A 17,332-nucleotide genomic window follows, 5' to 3' on the forward strand; every position below is an offset into this window, starting at 1 on the left:
GCCCCCGCACGGCCACCCGGCCCTGCGGGGGCCCCTTCGCCGTGCCATGCTGTGGCCGGTTCCGAATGGGGAGGATGCGATGACCGATACGCCGTTGACGTACAAGGAGGCGCTCTCCGCGGTGATTCAGGCGCTCGGGGGCGTGTGGGACACGCGGCGTGCCGCGCTGGCTCTGCGGGTCGCCGGTCATGAGCCGAAGGACCGGGAGGCGGCGGAGAAGGCGGCCCGCACCTATCTGCGGGCCCTGGCCGAGGACGGGGTCATCGTCCGACCCGATCCGGACGAGGCGGTGTACCGGCTGCCGTGACCGTGGCGGTGTGCCACGCCGGGTCCGGTTCCCGTCCGGGAGGTCACCGGTACTCCGCTTCAGCGGGTGTCAGGGCGGGCGGCACCTCGACGGGCCGGAGCACCGTGAGGCGCCCCTCCCGGCCGGCCACCATCGCGAAGGGGAACCGGTCGACGTCCAGGCAGAGTTCGACGTCGTCCGGGTGCCAGCCGCCGCGCAGGCCGGCGGCGAGGTCGGCCGCGGCACGGGACTTCCTCGCGCGGTGAAGGTAGGGGTCCGGTGCGACGTCGCCTCCGGCCGTCCGGCGCCCGATGTATTCGGCACAGGCCAAATCCTCGTCGGCCCGGCCGTCCTCGCCGGTGACGACGAACGTCACCGGGCCCGCGTCCCGGGCCCGCAGCAACCGGGCGGTCGGGCCCGCCACGACGAAGCTCGCACACAGCACCAGCGGTGCGCCGGCGACGGCCAGCGCGCCCACGGTTCCCGCCGTCGTCTTCTGCACCAGCGTGCGGCCGGCGAAGTCGCGGGTCCTGAGCAGGCCGGGCGAGTTCACCGCGTCGAAGCCCGCTGCCGGTGCCCCGTCCTTCAACGCCAGCCAGCCCGGGTGGCGTTGCTTCAGGTCGAGCGCCTCGCTCTCGGTCGAGGCCAGGACGATCTTCTCCACGCCGCGCGAGAAGGCCCAGGCGGCGACGGTGAAGGCGCGCATGACGTCGATGACGACCGCGACGCGCGGAACACCGGTCAACTCCGGTATGCCGACGAAGTGATGATCCATCGCACCATTCTGGGGCCTCCGGGCAGCCGACCCTAACGCCACGGGTCCGTGATCTCCCTCAGCAGGAGCAGGGCTTCCCGCAGCTGCCTCGACCGCCGCTTGCCGAGGTGTTCCTCCCATTCCTTCTCCACCTCGGCGACCACCGCGTCGGCGACCTCCTTGGCCGCCCACGCCTTGGCCGCGCCGCACACCAGCCGGGCGCGCTTGTCGGTCGGATCGGCGACCCGGGTGACGTAGCCCGCCTTCTCCAGCTGGTCGACGAGAAACCCGGCCGTCTGCTTGGTGATCTGGGCCTGCTCCGCGAGTTCGGTGAGGCGGGTGCCGTGGGGGCCGATGCGCTGCATGACCCGGGCCTGAGCGGGCGTGAAGTCGTCGAACCCGGCCTCGGCGAGCGCGGCGAAGACTCGGTTCTCCAGAGCCCTGTACGGCAGGAACAGCAGGACACCCGTGTTGGGTTCGTCGGCCGTCACCCTCGCCGCACCCCCTCTCGCGGAATCGTCGACAGCCACCCTCTCCTCCTTGACATTGGTCAGATACCCTGACTACTTTGGTCAGAGAATCTTACCACTTGAGTGGGTGATCACCGTGGGTGCAGCACTGGACACCGACGAGCTCTGGCGGATCGTCGACGAGGAGCGCACGAGCCTGGCCGATCTGCTGGCGGGCCTGAGCCCCGAGGAGTGGGAGACACGCACCGGGTGCGGGGACTGGCGGGTGCGGGACGTGGCCGCGCACCTGACCATCGCGGCACGCTTCTCGTACGGGCAGGTGCTGCGCGAGATGATCCGGGCCCGCGGGAACTGGAACCGTCTCATCCACGACTCGGCGGTCCGCGAGGCTTCGCTGCCCGTGACCGAGATCGTCGGGAACCTGCGCTCGACCGTCGGCTCCCGTCGCCTGGCACCCACCACCTCGCCTCGCGAGCCGCTGATCGACCTGCTCGTCCACGGCCAGGACATCTCGCTCGCGCTCGGCAGGAGCCGCACGATGCCGCCGACGGCCGCCCGTGACGCCGCCGACCGCGTGTGGACCATGCGGATGCCGCCCCGCCCCTGGCCCCTGCCGAAGGCCCGGCTCGTCGCCACCGACATCGAGTGGACGCGCGGCGGCGGCGAGGAGGTCCGCGGTCCGATCGCGGCCCACCTCCTGCTGCTGACCGGCCGCCCGGAGGCGGCCCGGGCATGGGCCGAGCGCGCCGGAGAGCCGTGGAAGGGGGTCACGGCTCCTTGATCTCGCCTCGTCGGCCTACGCCTACGCGGTACGGGTGCGAAAGGCTCAGGCGGCTCCCCGCGCGGGAGTGATCCGCCGCGGAGCGCCACGGCGCGCGGGCCCGTCCGCGGCGGCGGTGACGGCGGTCCGGTGACGCCACAGCCACAGCGACGTCACGGAGAACAGCCCGGTGAAGACCACGAGCAGGAGTGCCGACACCCACATGGGCCGACTGCCGGGATGCTGCCACCCCTCCCAGGCCGCCAGGGCGGCCCACACGGACGCGGCCGTCGCGTAGAACGCGCGGATCCGGCGCAGCTGTCGCACGGCCCGCGAGGGCAGGAGGTGATCGTTTGTCGGTGGCATGCCGCCCGTGTACCCCCATCCCTCACGGAATCACCGGCCGCGCACCCGCGAAAGCTCCGGCGCCCGCAGCTCCTGGCCACGGACGCCGCGGAACCGGCCGGGACAGGCGTCGGGGTGGGTGCGGGACGCCGTCACGTCCGCACCCACCCCGGGGCTCACACTCCGTCAGCGTCTGCGGGCGGACCAGCCGCTGCCGATGCCCGCGACATGCAGGGCCAGGACCATCAGGCCGAGGAGCATGATGTTCGTGGAGGAGAAGGCGTCGTTCGTCGAGATCTCCGCTGCGTTGATCAGGAAGGCGATGAAGAACAGTACGGCCGCGGCTATACCCAGCATGGAGCGGTTCCTTTCGTACGGGTGACGTCCGTGTGCCCCCGTATCGCCGGGCCAGACGTCGGGACGCGGGTCCGTGTTCCGCGGCTCAGGCCGGCGCGGTGAGGCGTCGCAGTGCGGCATGGGCGGGCGGGCCCCAGGTGGCCTTGCCCCCGGGACGGCCGTGGACACCGGCATGTCCGATGTGGATGCCGCCGAGGGCGCGCAGCACCGCCCAGCCGCGGGCGCGGCGCAGGGTCGCGGCGTCCGGGGCCGGCCGGTAGGTGCGGTGGAAGAGGTCGGCCTCGCCGTCCGGCAGCAGGGTCCAGGCGGCGGCGAGGTCGCAGGCCGGGTCGCCGGCGAAGAGGTCGCCGAAGTCGATCACTCCGCAGAAGGTGCCGTCCCTGGTGAGGATGTTGGCCGCGTGCAGGTCGCCGTGGAGCCAGAGCCTCGGGCCCGTCCATTCGGGGGCGGCCGCCGCGTCCTCCCACACGGCACGGACGGCGTCCGGGTCCTGGATCAGCCCCAGTTCGGCGGCCGACGCGAGTCCCCGGGTGAACTGCTCGGCGGTGTCGGCCAGCGAGCCACCCCGGTCCCGGCCAGCGGGCGCTCCGTCGGGGGCGGGGCGGTGGAGGGCGGTGAGGAAGGCGGCCAGGGCCACGGCGGCGTCCGGGGTGCGCGTGGCGGGGGCGCGGTCGGCGGGCTCCCCCGGGACCCAGGTGGTGACGAGCCAGGGGCGCGGGAACCGTTCGGACGGCTCACCGAGGCGCTGCGGTACGGGTATGGGCAGAGGAAGGTGCGGAGCGAGGCCGGGCAGCCACGCGTGTTCCTTGTGGAGCAGCGCGTCCGCGGTGTCCGTCGCCCAGGGGAGCCGGACGGCGAGGTCGTCGCCGAGCCGCCACACCTGGTTGTCCCAGCCGAGCGCTCCCAACTTCAAGGGGAGATGCGCCAGGTCGGGGCACTGCTCACGCAGCAGTTCCCGGATCAGGTCCTCGGTGATGTCCGACTCGGTGGCTGTCATGAGGGGAAACGGTAACCGGGATCGCGGGGAGGTGAGGTCGCCCTCGCCTCCCGGCGATCCCGGTGCCGTACTCGTCGCGGACCCGCGCGCCCTCAGTCGCGCTTCGGCATGGGCGCGTCCTCTGCTTCGCGCATGCGCTCAGGCGTCCAGTAGTCGCCGAGCCGCTCCGGGTTGTCCTGCCGTACGTCGTGGACCGTGGTTCCCGGTTCCGGCTGTGGCTCGGATTCCGTGGCGGCGGCCGCGGTGCGCCAGGCCGCCACCGCCACGACGGCGGCGACGAGGGCGGCGGCCACCGCCCAGCGGCTCAGGTTGCTGCGACGCATGGAAGGGGCTCCTTGTCCGGTGTGCGGGGGTCCGGTGGTGCGGGTCCGTCAGGTGACGTTGCCCTGGGCGTCGTACATGGCCTTGACCGCGTCGTCGAAGTAGGCGGCCTCGTTCCAGCCGGTCGAAGTGACGGTGCTCATCACGCCGTTGACGGATCCGAGACCGTTGGAGTCGTTGAACTCCCGCAGCCACGGTCCACCGCTGGAGCCGCCGCCGAAGTTGCACTGGAGCTCGATGCCGTTGTCACTGGCCGCGCGTGTGGTGCCGGTGCACGCCCACTGGAGTTCCCCGCTGTCGTGGTTCCCGGGGTAGCCCAGAATGGTGACGGGCTGCTGGCGCGAGAAGTTCCAGCTCATCCCGTGTCCGCCGGTGACATTGACGACCTTGTTGTTGTTGAGCGGCCAGGTCGTCACCATGGCGACGTCCCGCCTGAGGTCGCTGCTGTTGATCCACGCGTTGAACGTGCGCATCTGCTTGGCGGCGAAGGTGCCGAACGGGCGGGCTCCGGAGCGATAGCGCGGCACATAGACCCAGTTCGTCATCCAGGTGCCGCCGCTGCCGCCGTGGACACAGTGCCCGGCGGTGACGACCATCTGTTTGGAACCGCTGTTGAGCGCGCTCGCCGAACACGCGTAGGTGCCGCCGTTACTGGGGTTGGTGAAGAACACCTTGCCCACCGCGGCGGATTCGTTGATGCGTATGGACGCGGTCTTGGAGCGGGCGGGCGCGGACGGTACGGATCCGGGCGCCCCGGTCGGCCCGACGGGCTTGGAGAGACCCTTGCGCGAGGTGGTGGCCACCTTGTCGAGCGAGATGGCCTTCGCCATGCGTTCCGGTGTCCAGTAACGCGCCATTGCCGCCGCGTCCTTCGCCGAGTCGACCGCGGCCCCGTTGGACAGGCGTGCGGTCCGGTCCACGCTGGTCGTGTCGTTCGCGGCGGCGGTGAGGGCGCCGGCCCCGGTTCGGGCTTCGGCCGCGACGGGTGCCGCCTCTGCCGTGGTGGCACCGATCAGGGCCAGCACGGTGGCCGCGGCGAGCGGAAGTATCGAGAGTCTGAGACTGCGCACGAGTTTTCTCCTTCGATTGTCGTCGGAGTGCGTGTTTCTGACGGAATGACCGATCAGTGTGCGGAGCACAGCGAACCTAGGCGGGGCGGGAACGCGCGAAACAGCCTCAGATCAGCCGCTCTGCTCCCCCCGGTGCGAGGGCCTTCTTTTCGGCCGGTCCGGATTACCGCTTGCCGTCTCTGACGGCACGTCATATGCGCCTGGCGCGGCGGCTGTCGCCACGCCGCTCGCACGCCCGGCCAGGGGTGCGGAACGGCTGCGTTCCAAGGCCGGCCACTGTCGACGGGTGAGACGCCCGTCACTCGCCCGGCCGTCGCGAACAGGCCGGGCGAGCAGTCGGCCCGACGGAACCGCACCGGTCATATCTGGCGGGTCCATGCCATTGATGGGGGCGACAGGAACACCGGGGGCCGGACTTGTTCGGTCGTCGGAACGCCGGAAACAGCCCGGGGAGCGGCCCCGCGGCCTGCCCCTCCGGACACTTCAGCATCGTTCGGCCACTCCGGCCGGTGGCACACCAGGTCACGCACGCCTCTCGACAGCGCCAACTCGCCCATATACAGCCGGAGTTACGGCAGCGACCGGACCCGGCGGAGTTGGTCGTCCGCGGGAAGGGCGCGGCCTGATGCCGACGTTGGGAGACGGCCGCCCGTGCCCGCTTCCCTCGGAAGCCCAACCGCCCTCACACCCGGTTCAGGTCAGGTCCACGTCCGCGTACACCAGGTTGTGGTCCGAGGACTCGGAGAGCCGCACCCGCTGGGCCAGCGGGGAGACGCCCCGCAGGAAGACGTAGTCGAACTTGCTCTGCCAGTCGGTGGTCAGCCCGCAGGCAGCGTCGGACGGGGGACGGCATGCGGTGTCCGCGTCCTTGGCCACCTTCCACATCGGGGCCAGCTCGGCCGCGTCCGGCACGGCGTTGAAGTCACCGAGGACGATCGCGCGGTCGTGGCGGGCGACCTCCTCGGCCAGGACATCGATCTGGTCCGCCCTGATCGCCTCCTGGCGCCGCTGGGCGAGGTGCGTGTTGAAGATCCTCACCGGCTGACCGCCCACCGTCGCGGTGACCGCCATGTATCCCCGGTCCTCCGAGCCGCCCTCCGGGTACTCGACGCCGACGCGGTCCGTCAACGGCCCGGCCGAGAGAATGGCCTGCCCGAAGCCTCCCGGGTTCCACGGCGCTCCCCCGCACCGGCTCCAACTCCCGAGGACCGAGCCGTACTCGACGTGGTACACGAGCCCGTGGAAGGTCTCCAGATACTCCCGAATCCTCTCCACGTCCCGCACACACGCCTCCTGCAGTCCGATGACCTGGGGAGCCACCGCGGCGATCTCCGCGGCCCGGTCGACGTTGCTCTCGTCGCAGGGGTTGCAGATGTTCCACGTCATGACGCGGTCGGGGTGGACCTTCTTGACGGCGTCCGCGGGAAGCGATCTGGCGAAGACGCCGTCGCCGGGTGTGCTGGGACCGACGACCGCCAGGCAGGCCACGGCCACGGCACCCGCGACCACCCACGTGCCCCTTCCGAACACCGCAGCCTCCTCGATGTGCGTCCCCGGTGGCATCCCACGTCACCGTCCTCACGCTTGAGGGTAGGCGACGAAGCTGTGACCATCCCGAGGACTGTCGCCCGCCGACACGGACACAGGCGCACACACAGACGCACACACTGGCACTGGCACTGGCACTGGCACTGGCACTGGCACTGGCACTGGCACTGGCACCGAAGCACACTGAGGTTGAATGACCGGATGGAACTCATCGAGGCCGAGCTGCTCACGGACCCCGGGAACGACGCGGTCGTCCGTCTCCCCCAGCGTCGTTTCCCGGGCGTACTGATCCAGGGCGACTCCCTGTCGGTCATCCGTTCCGACGTCGCGGACATCGTGGAATCCTGCGACCGGGGCGACATCGGCGAAGCCCGCGAGACGGCAGCCATCCTCCTGTCCGGCATCGACGAGCTGCTGACCCGCTACACCGAGGCCCTCCAGGCGCACGGCATCCCCATCCCGTTCGTAGTCCCCCGGCAGGTCCCCTGATCGCCCGGAGCCGCTGCCGCCGGCTCAGGTGGTGGGGCGGGCGTGCACGCTCACCGCGTAGCCGCAGCCGTCGGCGTAGGGTTCGGCGCCCCAGGTGGCGAAGCGCTGTTCGAGGGTGAGACCGGCCTGGGCGCACCAGTGGTCGAAGTCCTCCAGTGTCAGGGGCGGTTCGGGCAGCGGCAGGTGCGCCGCGTCGAGGCCCATGCCCGTGACCAGCAGTCCGCCGGGCCGTAGTACCGCCGCCAACTGCCGGACCACGGCCGGTTCGGTGCCGGGGGCGAGCAGGGGAATGACGTTCCCGGCGGCGACGACCAGGTCGAAGACCGGCTCCAGGCCGAGGGTGTCGAGACGGGCCAGGTCGGCCAGGAGCCATTCCTGCGCCGGGGCGGTACGGCGGGCGACGGCGAGCATTGAGGGGTCGACGTCCACGCCGGTGCATGCATGGCCCAGCTCGGCGAGCCGGATCGCGACCCTGCCGGTGCCGCAGCCGGCGTCCAGGACCCGGGCGGGGGTTTCCAGCAGTGCGGTGCAGAAGGCCGCTTCACCGTGGACGTCCTGCCCTGACTCGGCCAGCCGGGCGAAACGCCGGGCGTACTCCTCTCCGGCCTGTCCGCCGGTCAGTTCCGCCCAACGGTCGCGTTGCCCGGTCATGTACAGCGTGCCTTCCGGTCGGCGTCAGCCTCGCCCGGCAGGGACGAGGACGGTGTCCTCGCACCCTACGCGGGAGTCCGGAGATCCCGCGGCCCGCCGTGCGCGTGGCAGGCGCCGCCCACGGCCGACCGGGTCCACCGGCCGCCGTCAACCCGGGGGACGCGCCCCACCCTGGCGGACACGACGAACTGGCGGCCGAAACGGCCCCGGGTGACGGGGGTCCCGAAGGCGCGCGCTCCTGGTCGGAGCACGCGTCCGGCAGGAAGTGCGGGCGGCGGCGGCCGTCGCGAGAGAAGACCGCGCGGCACGGGTGGGCGGCCGGGCAGGACCCCGGGTGATCCTCCACAGGTCTCGGCGACGATACTGGTGGACGCACATGGCCCCTGCTCCCCGATGGACTCATGCCGACTTCCCCAGCGCGTCCCACGACTCCTCCGACGGTGTGGCCGGCCCGCGGCCGCCATGTCGGGCCCGACGCGGAGGACGTACTCCGCCGCACCTTGCGCCGGCTCAAGGACAGCGAAGTCATCGACGACTTCATGGAGCTGCCCGACACCGACGGCGACGCGCCGGAACGGGTCTTCGAGGCCCGATGGCGGGTGGCCGACGAGGTGACCGTCCGGGCCCGGCTCGGGCTCGCGGCCGATCTTGGCGGCGGGCGGGAGTGGACCCTGCTCGCGGAGGCGGAACAGCCGTGGGACCCGGCGTGGCCGTCCCCCGTCACCCGGTTCTGGCCGGAGTACGGCGACTGGGACCACGACGCCGCGACCGGCCTGTCGCTGAGCAGGATCAACGCCCTGCCCGAGGACGACAAGGACGTACGCCGCGTGCTCAGGGACGCCGGGCGCAGCGGCTGGGGCGTGCATGTCGTCGTCCACGAGGCCATGACCACGGACGAACGCGGCCGGCTGCCCCTGTCACGGTGGCTGCCGCCGAGCCTGCGGCACCGGATCGTCGAGCACCGGGCGGCGCCGCAGCAGCTGCGGGTCGTGAACTGGGCGCTGCGGGAGTTCGGTGTGGAGGTGCCGCGCGGCGGCGCGGCGGTGCTGCCCGGGTCCCCGCCCCCGTCCGGGTACGACGCGGAGGACTTCACCGTACGGACGGTGTTCCTGGACGGTTCCGAGCCGGCCGACCTCGTCGCGGCGGTGACGCGGTTCGACTCCCTTCTCCGGCCGCTGCCGGACGGGGCCGGTGACGCCCTCACCGCGCTGCGCAAGGACTGGCACGTCCTCACCCTGGAGGAGGAGCTGGTGCGGGAACGGCAGCGGGTGGCCCAGTACGCCGAGGCGTTGAAGGCCATGACGGAGTCCCGGGACCTGTACCGGGAGGCGACCGAGCGTGCCCATGAGGCGCTCGCCGCCTACCGGGAGGCCGCCGAGGCCGCTCCGGCCCCGCAACGACAGTCCGGGGCCCCGGCGATGTCCCCGTTCCAGCAGCTCACGCGCACGCTGGAGCGATTCAAGGGCGGCGGCAGGATCCCGCGCCCCGCCGCCGAGCCCCGGGGCGGGGAGAGCCGCGGCCAGGAGAACGCCCCGGACCGGGACGCCCCGGACTCCCCTCCGGCCGCCCCCTAGCGCCGCCCGGCCGGCACGTCGGCCCGGCCCCTCCCGCCGAGGCGGAGCGGGGCCGGGGAGGGTCATCGGGCCGCCAGTACGGCCTCCAGCTGTCCGAGCGGGTCCTCGCCCACGAAGCGCAGGACGACCGTGTCCGCTCCGGCCTCCGCGAGTGCGCGGATACCGGCCGCGGCCCCGGCGGCGTCGCCGGAAACCGTGAAGACCTCGTCCTGGGGCCGGCCCAGCCAGGCACCGTGGCCCTCGGTGTGGGGGTGGAGGGTGCGGGCCACCGCGTCGGGGTCGTCACCGGCACAGGCGAAGGCGAAGACCGTCAGCGTGTGGTCGCCTGCGGCGCCCTTGGCGGTCAGCTCGCGGATGCGTGCGAGATCTCGCGGACCGTGGCCCTCGGCGATCAGTGTGCCGTCGGCGACCCGGCCGGACAGTTCGAGGGAGCGGGCGCGCACGACGCCTGCGACGACCGGCGGCACCTCGGCCGGCGGGTGCACCAACTTCACCCCGTCCAGCCGCACTTCACGTCCTTCCAGGTCGACCCGCTCACCGCGCAGCAGCGCGCGCACGGAGGTGATCGTCTCCTCCAGCAGGGCGAGCGGGGAGCGGGGTGCGACGCCGACCTGAGCCATCCACTCCCGCACGCCGTGCCCGATCCCGGCCACCAGTCGCCCGGGGAACACGCGCGCCAGCGTGGCCAGTTCCATCGCCAGCAGCGCCGGGCTGCGCAGCGGGGCCGGGGCGATGCCGATGCCCACCCGCAGGCGCTGCGTCGCTCCCAGGGCCACGGCCGCCGCGGACACACCGCCGTTCCAGCCGAGGTCCTCCACCACCCACAGGTCGTCCACGCCGAGCGCCTCGGCCCGCCGGGCGAACTCGGGCAGCCCTTCCGGGGCCCAGTCGCGGTCGTGCATCACACCGATCCGTACGTTCGTCATACGAGCGAACCTATGCGGCGGACGACGAGCGGATCAACGGCGTCATCCGGCTGCGAGGCGCCGGGCCGAGGACGGCGAGGCCGTCCCGAGCCGGCCTCGCCGTACCGGCCCCGAGGCCGTATGCCGTCCCCGTCGCCACCGGTCTCCGCCCTCCGGCCTCAGACGCCGCCGCTCTCGCGCAGCGCCCGGTCGATCTCGCTCAGGGCGCCGGTCAGTCTGGTGTAGTCCGCGGCGGCGAGCGGCCGGACGAAGAACTCCTCCACCACGCGGGCGTGGACGGCGGCGGCCCGCAGGAAGGTGGTACGGCCCTCGGCGGTCGGCTCCACGAGGGCGACCCGCCGGTCCCCGGGAGAGGGCACACGGCGGACCAGGTCGGCCTCCTCCATCCGGTCGATCAACCGGGTCGTGCCGCTGCTGGTGAGGGTGAGGTCGTCGGCCAGCTGCCGCTGCGAGACCTCCTCGCCGGGCAGGCGGCACAGCCGGATGAACACCTCCAGCATGGTGTGGCTGATGCCGCACTCGCGGCGCAGCGCGGCATCGATCCGCTGTTCCATACGGGTCGCGGACTTGATCAGCAGACCGAAGTCCCGGACGAGCCCGCTGTTGGCGGCGCGGGCGGCCGCCGCCGCGTTCGGCTCGGGTGTGTCGTTCATCGTCGCGAGTCTACTGATCACCTACTGCCGGGTCACCTACTGCCCAGACACCTACTGCCGAATCAATTGCTGACTAGTCAATCACTGAGGAGTCAAATACATTCTCTTCGCACACCCCCGAGAACAACCGAGGTCGACCGAGAACGACCGAAAACGACTCAGAGCGACCGAGAAAGGGACGGACATCGATGGATCTGCAGCACTGGCTCGGCCGAGCCACCCGGGCGATACAGGACTGGGCCGACACCTTCGGCCCCTACCAGCCCCACCCGTCACTCCAGGTGGACGACGAGCGCTTCGCCGAGACCTTCGCCCTGTTCACCGGACGACTGAAGGACAACTACCCCTTCTTCCATCCGCACTACGCGGGCCAGATGCTCAAGCCTCCGCACCCCGCGGCCGTGGTCGGCTATCTCACGGCGATGCTGATCAACCCCAACAACCACGCCCTGGACGGCGGCCCGGCCACCGCGGCGATGGAACGGGAGGTCGTCGGACAGCTGGCGGCCATGTTCGGCTACGAGACGCACCTGGGCCACCTCACCACCAGCGGCACGATCGCCAACCTCGAAGCCCTGTTCGTGGCCCGCGAACTCCATCCGGGCCAGGGTGTCGCGTACAGCGCCGACGCCCACTACACCCACAGCCGTATGTGCCACGTCCTCGGCATACAGGGCCACCCCGTGCCCACCGACGACCGGGGCCGTATGGACCTCGGCGCGCTGGAGGATGTCCTGCGCACCGGGCAGGTCGGCACCGTCGTCGTCACCACCGGCACCACCGGACTGGGAGCCGTCGACCCCATCCACGAGATCCTGCCCCTCGCCCGACGCCACGGCGTCCGGGTCCACGTCGACGCCGCGTACGGCGGGTTCTTCACGCTCCTCGCCGGAGGCCAGGGCCCCGCGGGACTGCCTCCCGAGCCCTGGCGGGCCATCGCCGGGGCCGACTCCCTCGTGGTCGACCCCCACAAACACGGACTCCAACCCTACGGCTGCGGGGCCGTCCTCTTCCGCGATCCCGACGTGGGCCGCTTCTACCTCCACGACTCGCCCTACACCTACTTCACCTCGGCCGACCTCCACCTCGGCGAGATCAGTCTGGAGTGCTCACGCGCGGGCGCCTCGGCCGCCGCTCTCTGGCTCACCTTCCAACTCCTCCCGCCCACACCCGCGGGCCTCGGACAGGTCCTGGCGGCCGGCCGGCGCGCGGCGCTGAACTGGGCGCGGCTCATCGACGAGTCCGAGCACCTGACGCTCTACCAACGGCCCGAGCTGGACATCGTCAGCTACTTCCCGACCGTGGAACCGGCCGCTCTGACCGCCGTGGACAACGCTTCCGCCCGCATCCTCACCGACGGCATGACCGGCCCCGACCCCGTCTTCCTCAGCACCTTCAGGGCCGACCGGGACGCCTTCGCCGCACGGCACCCCAAGATCACCGCGGACGGCGACGGCGCCCGCATCCTGCGCAGCGTACTGATGAAGCCGGAGTCGGAGCACCACGTCGAGGAACTGCACGCCCGGGCCGAACGTCTCGCCCGCAACCGCGGCTGACGGCCCGGGAGGCGGACCTCCGGCGCCCCGCAGGCGCAGACGGGCAGGCAGGTCTACGGCCGGTGCAGGCCCGCCGCCTCCAGCGCCCTGAGCATCGCGGGACGGTCCTGTTCGGCAGAGCCGGGCCCGGTGACGAAGGAGAGCAGGACGTCCGGCGTCAGCCGGTAGGTCTCGGCGTGTTCCAGCAGGGTCTCGGCGTCATGGGCCGGCATGGCGCCGTGGTCCTCGTCGGCGATCACTTGCAGGACGTCCTTCCTGTCGACGAAGCGGCTCATACCGCAGTCGAGCCCGTCGTCGTCCAGGGTGGAGGGGTACGGGGCACGGGCCCAGGTGCTGTCCTCGTACCAGTAGACACAGCCCAGTTCACACCCCTCCAGCAGGTCCCGCAGTTGCTCGTGCGGGAGCCACTCGGGGGCTCCGACGAGCATGTCGACCGGCGGCCTGTGCCACTTGACCGCACTCGACTCGTCCTCGCCGAAGAGCACGAACCGGCCCTCTCCCCGCCGTGCGAAACCCCACCACGTGCAACCGGCGTCGTCCAGATGGAGCCCTTCGCCGTCCACCCAGGTTCCCCTGCGATGGACGCCCACCCGCTCGTTCGCCCTACGGGCCTCCAGTACGGCGATGAGCGCCCAGCGCGCCCACAGAATCTCCGCCGACGGCAGATCCCCGGGCAGCCCCGGCCGGTTCACAGTCATGTCCCACTCCGGGCTCGACACCGATCATGATCAGGGCAAGGTTCTCATAGGGGGCGCGCCTCGACCGATTCCACGAGGCCGGCGTTACCGTCCTTGCGGGGAAACGGAGTTGAGCGAGACGGTGAACTTCTCGATCTTGGGCACACGGTGAGTTGATCTTCCCACCGGTCCTACGAGGGGGCATGCCGTGACCACACCCGCGCGACGTACACCGCCTGCGAACCGCCGACGAGGGTTCGACCTCCGCTCCACCGCTCTGTTCTTCGTCTTTCTCGCACTGGTCGTCAGCATGGCGGGCTTCGCGGTCCACACGGTGGCGGGCGCCCTGGAGCGGCGCCCCGCCTGGGTGTTCGTCCTGGTCGTCGTGGCCGTCGCGGGTGTCGTGGCTTCCCTGCGTCTGCGGCGGCGGTGGCACGTGGCGAGCGCGGCACGCCGGGCGGCGGCCGCACTCGACCGGGCTGCGAGGGAAGCCGCCGCCTGCCTGGAGGCCGAGGTCGAAGCCCGGGCCGAAGCCGAGCCCGACACTCTGGCCGTCCCCCGTCCACGTCCGGCCGCCGACCCCACCATCGATGTCGTCGACGTCGTAGATGGCGCCGAAGTCGCCGAAGTCGACTACGACGCCCTGACACCCGAGGGGTTCGAGGAGGCGATCGCCGCCCTCTGCGAACACCACGGCTGTAGCGCCGTCGAGGTGGTGGGTGGGGCCGGGGACCTCGGCGCCGATGTGGTCGCCGCCGCGCCCGACGGCAGCCGGGTCGTCATCCAGTGCAAGCAGTACGGCACATCACACCGGGTCGGCTCCCAGGACCTCCAGCGCTTCGGCGGAACCTGCTTCACCGTCCACGAGGCCGACGTGGCCGTACTGGTCACCACCAGCGACTTCACCGCGCCCGCACTGGAGTACGCCGAGCAGTGCGGGATCGTCTGCGTGGACGGGGAAGCCCTGCGGGCATGGACGGACGGCACCGGCCCCCGCCCCTGGGAGGCTCCCCTCGTGGAAGAGGCGACCGGGTAGGCGGGACGGACTCAGTCGAGACAGAACTCGTTGCCCTCGATGTCCTGCATCACGATGCACGAGTCGGTGCCGTCGTACAGGAGCCGCACGCGCACCGCGCCCAGCGCGAGCAGGCGCGTGCATTCGGCCTCCAGCGTGGCCAGGCGTTCCTCACCCACGAGCCCGGTGCCGACCCGGACATCGAGATGGACCCGGTTCTTGGCGGCCTTGCCCTCGGGAACACGCTGGAAATACAGGCGCGGGCCGACACCCGAGGGGTCGCCGCAGGCGAACCAGGAGCCCCGGTCCTCCGGGGACCGCGAGCGATGGAAGTCGTCCCAGGTGCCGAACCCCTGGGGCGGCGCGGGCACTTCGTACCCGAGGACCTGGCACCAGAAGCGGGCGAGGCGCTCGGGCTCCGCGCAGTCGAAAGTGACCTGGAACTGCCTGATCGGTGACATCGGCGCACCCTATCCCGTCCGGCGCGAGCGAGACGGACGGGGCCGAGCGGGGGTCGTCAGCCGTCGAGGTAGAAGCGGACGGTGGTGCCGTCCGGCGCGGTGTGGAGGCGGACGAGGTCGGTGACGTAGTGGACGAGCATCAGTCCTCGCCCGCCCACCTGGTCGCGGGCCGGTGGCCGGCGGCCGGCCAGTGGATCGGTCAGCCGGCCTCGGTCGTGGACCTCGCAGACGATCCGGTGACCGTCCGCCCAGATCCGCAGGGTGCCCGTGCCACCGCCGTGCACCACGCTGTTGGTGGTCAGTTCCGCCACCGCCAGCATCAGGTCCTGTCGGCGGTCCTCCGCGAGGCCCAGTCGGCCGGCCTCGCGGACCGCGAAGGAGCGGGCCTCGGGGAGCGCGTCGGCGTCGAACGACAGGGAGGCGGCGCCGGGAGGACGGGCGAGCGGCTGGTTGTAGCGGGCGACGACACGGTCGGGATCGTAGGCGTCGCTGGCCCGTTCGACTCCGGTGTCGATGACGACGGGATGGGTGGCACGGGCGTCGGCGAGCACCTCCGGCTTCAGTGCGTCCGCGTCGTACGGGCAGAGGATCGTCACCTCACGGCCCTGGAAGGCCGCGTTGATGAGTGCCTCGTGCTGGACGCACGCCGGGTACTCGACCGCCGAGCGACCGGCCCAGATCGGCTCCCCGACGATCCGTACCCGGCGCGTCGGGTGGGCGTCGGCGAAGGCGCGCAGGACACCGGGGATGATCCGTCCCGGGTTGCGGCCCACCCGGGTCATGTCGAGGAACTCGACCTCGGCGGCGCCCGCTCCCAGACCGGCCCTGATCCGTTCGAGGTGGGGGCCGGGAACGGCGACCGCGACGGCTTCTCCGGCGGCCAGCCCCTCCGCCAGGAACGGCACCGTGCCCGCCGTGTACTGCTCCGTTCCCCGGTAGAACAGGGCGGGGTGCACGAAACGTTCGCCAGAGGTGGCCGTACTCACCGTGCCGCCACCTCGATCCTCGTATGGCCGGGCCAGAAGATGTGCAGGATGCGCTCCAGCTCCGGCGGCGGGCGGTCCACCACGATGCGGCCGCTGTCCAGGCGCTGCGCGGTGACCGCCAGCGCCGCCGCGCCGCCCACGTCGATGGACATCAGATCGGACAGTTCCACGAACGAGACGTCGGTGTGGACGCTCGCCAGGTCCTCCAGTCCTCGTTCCCAGGACGCTCGGGTGATCACGTTGACTTCTCCAGCAGCACGAATACCAGGACGACCGGGCAGAGAGCGGATCTCCAGCACCGCGCCGCCGTGCGACGACCCGGGTACCGTCCTGTCCGCGCCATGAGAGACGTCCACGTTCTCTCCCCCTGCCTCAGGCTGCCCCCGCGGGCCACGGACACGTCATCGTATAACCCGTGGCCTTGTCGGTCGGATGCCCGGAATCGTGCGCGAAATACGCAGGCATGACCGTGGACGGACGGGGTAGGCGCCTCGCCGGCGGCCGAGTCCACGGACGGCGGCCGGCTGACCAGTGAGGGAGGAAAGCAAGGATGACGGCGACAACGACTGTGGGGACGAGTGTCGGTCGCACCACCGCTCGGCTGCCGGAAGTCTCCGATCCGCTGAAGGTGGCGCCCAGGGACGCGCGCTCGTTGTCCAAACTGTTCTTCGAGCAGCTGACCGTCCTCGAAGAGGGAACCCGCGAGTACCAGTACGCGCGGAACACCCTGATCGAGATGAACATCTCCCTCGTCCGCTACGCGGCCGGCCGGTTCCGCAGCCGGGGCGCGGACGAGATGGAGGACATCGTCCAGGTCGGCATGATCGGTCTGATCAAGGCCATCGACCGGTTCGAACTCTCGCGCGAGGTGGAGTTCACGACCTTCGCCGTCCCCTACATCGTCGGGGAGATCAGGCGGTTCTTCCGCGACACCTCCTGGGCCGTGCACGTGCCCCGGCGGCTGAAGGAGGCCCGCGTCGAACTCGCCCGGGCCACCGACGAGCTGAGCAGCCGCCTGGGCCGCGGCCCGACGGTCAAGGAGCTGGCCGAGCTGATGAACCTCTCCGAGGACGAGGTCGTCGAAGCGCGCCTGGCCGCCAACGGCTACAACTCCTCCTCCCTCGACGCCGCCATCGGCGGTGACGAGACCGGGGAGGCGGCGCTCGCGGACTTCATCGGCAGCGAGGACGCCGGCATGGAACTGGTCGAGGACTTCCACGCCCTGGCTCCGCTCCTCTCCGAACTGGGCGACCGGGACCGGCGGATCATCCACATGCGGTTCGTGGAGGAACTCACCCAGGCCCAGATCGCCGAACACCTCGGCTGCTCGCAGATGCATGTGTCCCGCCTGCTCTCACGCACCCTCACCCGCCTGCGCCGGGGCATGCTGACCACGAACTGAAACCGGCCGTCCCGCCCGGCCCTCCCGCACGTTC

The 17,332-nt window shown here is 71.6% G+C and carries 22 protein-coding genes; 7 read left to right on the forward strand and 15 right to left on the reverse strand.

The features are described 5' to 3' along the window. Window positions 1-79: 79 nt before the first annotated feature. Entirely contained in the window at window positions 80-307 is a 228-nt protein-coding gene (locus PYR72_RS06485) for a hypothetical protein (RefSeq protein WP_275454354.1), read from the forward strand. A 43-nt stretch (window positions 308-350) separates the two neighbouring features. Here the strand turns inward: PYR72_RS06485 and PYR72_RS06490 are convergent, their stop codons facing one another. Further along, entirely contained in the window at window positions 351-1,061 is a 711-nt protein-coding gene (locus PYR72_RS06490) for a 2-phosphosulfolactate phosphatase (protein ID WP_275454355.1), read from the reverse strand. Window positions 1,062-1,093: 32 nt separating this feature from the next. Continuing rightward, window positions 1,094-1,570: a MarR family transcriptional regulator gene (locus tag PYR72_RS06495; protein WP_275454356.1), complete on the reverse strand. Its 477-nt coding sequence runs from the start codon at window positions 1,568-1,570 to the stop codon at window positions 1,094-1,096. Window positions 1,571-1,637: 67 nt separating this feature from the next. On the opposite strand from PYR72_RS06495, the gene PYR72_RS06500 reads away from it, so the two are divergent. Further along, window positions 1,638-2,291, forward strand: coding sequence for a maleylpyruvate isomerase family mycothiol-dependent enzyme (locus tag PYR72_RS06500; RefSeq protein ID WP_275454357.1), 654 nt, complete (start codon window positions 1,638-1,640; stop codon window positions 2,289-2,291). Window positions 2,292-2,336: 45 nt separating this feature from the next. Here PYR72_RS06500 and PYR72_RS06505 read toward each other — a convergent pair whose 3' ends face one another. The 6 genes from PYR72_RS06505 to PYR72_RS06530 all read right to left on the reverse strand — a co-directional run bounded on the left by PYR72_RS06505 (window position 2,337) and on the right by PYR72_RS06530 (window position 6,923). Then, a complete protein-coding gene (locus tag PYR72_RS06505; RefSeq protein WP_275454358.1) occupies window positions 2,337-2,636 on the reverse strand; it encodes a hypothetical protein in 300 nt (99 codons plus the stop codon). A gap of 165 nt (window positions 2,637-2,801) precedes the next feature. Next, entirely contained in the window at window positions 2,802-2,972 is a 171-nt protein-coding gene (locus PYR72_RS06510; RefSeq protein ID WP_275454359.1) for a hypothetical protein, read from the reverse strand. A gap of 85 nt (window positions 2,973-3,057) precedes the next feature. Continuing rightward, a complete protein-coding gene (locus PYR72_RS06515) occupies window positions 3,058-3,969 on the reverse strand; it encodes an aminoglycoside phosphotransferase family protein (protein ID WP_275454360.1) in 912 nt (303 codons plus the stop codon). Between the two features lie 92 nt (window positions 3,970-4,061). Continuing rightward, complete coding sequence (locus PYR72_RS06520; RefSeq protein WP_275454361.1) at window positions 4,062-4,292, reverse strand: hypothetical protein; 231 nt, start codon at window positions 4,290-4,292, stop codon at window positions 4,062-4,064. Between the two features lie 48 nt (window positions 4,293-4,340). Further along, window positions 4,341-5,360, reverse strand: coding sequence for a trypsin-like peptidase domain-containing protein (locus tag PYR72_RS06525; RefSeq protein WP_275454362.1), 1,020 nt, complete (start codon window positions 5,358-5,360; stop codon window positions 4,341-4,343). 693 nt (window positions 5,361-6,053) lie between these two features. Further along, a complete protein-coding gene (locus PYR72_RS06530) occupies window positions 6,054-6,923 on the reverse strand; it encodes an endonuclease/exonuclease/phosphatase family protein (RefSeq protein WP_275454363.1) in 870 nt (289 codons plus the stop codon). 186 nt (window positions 6,924-7,109) lie between these two features. Between PYR72_RS06530 and PYR72_RS06535 the strand changes: the two genes are divergently transcribed. Further along, window positions 7,110-7,397, forward strand: a complete 288-nt coding sequence (locus PYR72_RS06535; protein ID WP_275454364.1) for a hypothetical protein — start codon at window positions 7,110-7,112, stop codon at window positions 7,395-7,397. A 24-nt stretch (window positions 7,398-7,421) separates the two neighbouring features. On the opposite strand, the gene PYR72_RS06540 is transcribed toward PYR72_RS06535, so the two are convergent. After that, complete coding sequence (locus PYR72_RS06540; protein WP_275454365.1) at window positions 7,422-8,048, reverse strand: class I SAM-dependent methyltransferase; 627 nt, start codon at window positions 8,046-8,048, stop codon at window positions 7,422-7,424. A 401-nt stretch (window positions 8,049-8,449) separates the two neighbouring features. Here PYR72_RS06540 and PYR72_RS06545 point away from each other — a divergent pair, with 401 nt between their 5' ends. Beyond that, the gene (locus tag PYR72_RS06545) at window positions 8,450-9,622 is read left to right on the forward strand and encodes a hypothetical protein (protein WP_275454366.1); all 1,173 of its coding nucleotides are present in this window, start codon (window positions 8,450-8,452) and stop codon (window positions 9,620-9,622) included. Between the two features lie 62 nt (window positions 9,623-9,684). Here PYR72_RS06545 and PYR72_RS06550 read toward each other — a convergent pair whose 3' ends face one another. Both PYR72_RS06550 and PYR72_RS06555 read right to left on the reverse strand, forming a co-directional pair. Further along, window positions 9,685-10,548 (reverse strand): LLM class flavin-dependent oxidoreductase, encoded by an 864-nt coding sequence (locus PYR72_RS06550; RefSeq protein WP_275454367.1) that lies wholly within the window; start codon window positions 10,546-10,548, stop codon window positions 9,685-9,687. Window positions 10,549-10,706: 158 nt separating this feature from the next. Further along, window positions 10,707-11,201, reverse strand: a complete 495-nt coding sequence (locus PYR72_RS06555) for a MarR family transcriptional regulator (protein ID WP_275454368.1) — start codon at window positions 11,199-11,201, stop codon at window positions 10,707-10,709. Window positions 11,202-11,389: 188 nt separating this feature from the next. Here PYR72_RS06555 and PYR72_RS06560 point away from each other — a divergent pair, with 188 nt between their 5' ends. Beyond that, the gene (locus PYR72_RS06560) at window positions 11,390-12,757 is read left to right on the forward strand and encodes an aminotransferase class I/II-fold pyridoxal phosphate-dependent enzyme (protein WP_275454369.1); all 1,368 of its coding nucleotides are present in this window, start codon (window positions 11,390-11,392) and stop codon (window positions 12,755-12,757) included. 53 nt (window positions 12,758-12,810) lie between these two features. Here the strand turns inward: PYR72_RS06560 and PYR72_RS06565 are convergent, their stop codons facing one another. Next, window positions 12,811-13,455 (reverse strand): hypothetical protein, encoded by a 645-nt coding sequence (locus tag PYR72_RS06565; protein ID WP_275454370.1) that lies wholly within the window; start codon window positions 13,453-13,455, stop codon window positions 12,811-12,813. Window positions 13,456-13,642: 187 nt separating this feature from the next. Between PYR72_RS06565 and PYR72_RS06570 the strand changes: the two genes are divergently transcribed. Continuing rightward, the gene (locus PYR72_RS06570; RefSeq protein WP_275454371.1) at window positions 13,643-14,470 is read left to right on the forward strand and encodes a restriction endonuclease; all 828 of its coding nucleotides are present in this window, start codon (window positions 13,643-13,645) and stop codon (window positions 14,468-14,470) included. An 11-nt stretch (window positions 14,471-14,481) separates the two neighbouring features. On the opposite strand, the gene PYR72_RS06575 is transcribed toward PYR72_RS06570, so the two are convergent. Genes PYR72_RS06575 through PYR72_RS06585 form a run of 3 tightly spaced genes read right to left on the reverse strand, consistent with a single transcriptional unit; the run spans window position 14,482 to window position 16,135 of the window. Continuing rightward, complete coding sequence (locus PYR72_RS06575; protein ID WP_275454372.1) at window positions 14,482-14,910, reverse strand: VOC family protein; 429 nt, start codon at window positions 14,908-14,910, stop codon at window positions 14,482-14,484. A gap of 56 nt (window positions 14,911-14,966) precedes the next feature. Beyond that, window positions 14,967-15,896, reverse strand: coding sequence for a sensor histidine kinase (locus tag PYR72_RS06580; protein WP_275454373.1), 930 nt, complete (start codon window positions 15,894-15,896; stop codon window positions 14,967-14,969). Further along, the gene (locus PYR72_RS06585) at window positions 15,893-16,135 is read right to left on the reverse strand and encodes a hypothetical protein (protein WP_343245517.1); all 243 of its coding nucleotides are present in this window, start codon (window positions 16,133-16,135) and stop codon (window positions 15,893-15,895) included. Before PYR72_RS06585 ends, PYR72_RS06580 begins: the two co-directional genes overlap by 4 nt. A 311-nt stretch (window positions 16,136-16,446) precedes the next feature. Between PYR72_RS06585 and PYR72_RS06590 the strand changes: the two genes are divergently transcribed. Beyond that, the gene (locus PYR72_RS06590; protein WP_275454375.1) at window positions 16,447-17,298 is read left to right on the forward strand and encodes an RNA polymerase sigma factor SigF; all 852 of its coding nucleotides are present in this window, start codon (window positions 16,447-16,449) and stop codon (window positions 17,296-17,298) included. The last annotated feature ends 34 nt before the right edge of the window (window positions 17,299-17,332 follow it).

The organism is Streptomyces sp. VNUA24 (assembly GCF_029167005.1).
GTDB lineage: Bacteria > Actinomycetota > Actinomycetes > Streptomycetales > Streptomycetaceae > Streptomyces > Streptomyces scabiei.

What these genes read in the sequence shown, in the direction of transcription:
- PYR72_RS06485 (WP_275454354.1), top strand. Translation starts at nt 80, where the DNA reads ATGACCGATACGCCGTTGACGTACAAGGAGGCGCTCTCCGCGGTGATT.
- PYR72_RS06490 (WP_275454355.1), bottom strand. Translation starts at nt 1,061, where the DNA reads ATGGATCATCACTTCGTCGGCATACCGGAGTTGACCGGTGTTCCGCGC.
- PYR72_RS06505 (WP_275454358.1), bottom strand. Translation starts at nt 2,636, where the DNA reads ATGCCACCGACAAACGATCACCTCCTGCCCTCGCGGGCCGTGCGACAG.
- PYR72_RS06510 (WP_275454359.1), bottom strand. Translation starts at nt 2,972, where the DNA reads ATGCTGGGTATAGCCGCGGCCGTACTGTTCTTCATCGCCTTCCTGATC.
- PYR72_RS06515 (WP_275454360.1), bottom strand. Translation starts at nt 3,969, where the DNA reads ATGACAGCCACCGAGTCGGACATCACCGAGGACCTGATCCGGGAACTG.
- PYR72_RS06520 (WP_275454361.1), bottom strand. Translation starts at nt 4,292, where the DNA reads ATGCGTCGCAGCAACCTGAGCCGCTGGGCGGTGGCCGCCGCCCTCGTC.
- PYR72_RS06530 (WP_275454363.1), bottom strand. Translation starts at nt 6,923, where the DNA reads ATGCCACCGGGGACGCACATCGAGGAGGCTGCGGTGTTCGGAAGGGGC.
- PYR72_RS06535 (WP_275454364.1), top strand. Translation starts at nt 7,110, where the DNA reads ATGGAACTCATCGAGGCCGAGCTGCTCACGGACCCCGGGAACGACGCG.
- PYR72_RS06540 (WP_275454365.1), bottom strand. Translation starts at nt 8,048, where the DNA reads ATGACCGGGCAACGCGACCGTTGGGCGGAACTGACCGGCGGACAGGCC.
- PYR72_RS06545 (WP_275454366.1), top strand. Translation starts at nt 8,450, where the DNA reads ATGCCGACTTCCCCAGCGCGTCCCACGACTCCTCCGACGGTGTGGCCG.
- PYR72_RS06550 (WP_275454367.1), bottom strand. Translation starts at nt 10,548, where the DNA reads ATGACGAACGTACGGATCGGTGTGATGCACGACCGCGACTGGGCCCCG.
- PYR72_RS06555 (WP_275454368.1), bottom strand. Translation starts at nt 11,201, where the DNA reads ATGAACGACACACCCGAGCCGAACGCGGCGGCGGCCGCCCGCGCCGCC.
- PYR72_RS06560 (WP_275454369.1), top strand. Translation starts at nt 11,390, where the DNA reads ATGGATCTGCAGCACTGGCTCGGCCGAGCCACCCGGGCGATACAGGAC.
- PYR72_RS06565 (WP_275454370.1), bottom strand. Translation starts at nt 13,455, where the DNA reads ATGACTGTGAACCGGCCGGGGCTGCCCGGGGATCTGCCGTCGGCGGAG.
- PYR72_RS06575 (WP_275454372.1), bottom strand. Translation starts at nt 14,910, where the DNA reads ATGTCACCGATCAGGCAGTTCCAGGTCACTTTCGACTGCGCGGAGCCC.
- PYR72_RS06590 (WP_275454375.1), top strand. Translation starts at nt 16,447, where the DNA reads ATGACGGCGACAACGACTGTGGGGACGAGTGTCGGTCGCACCACCGCT.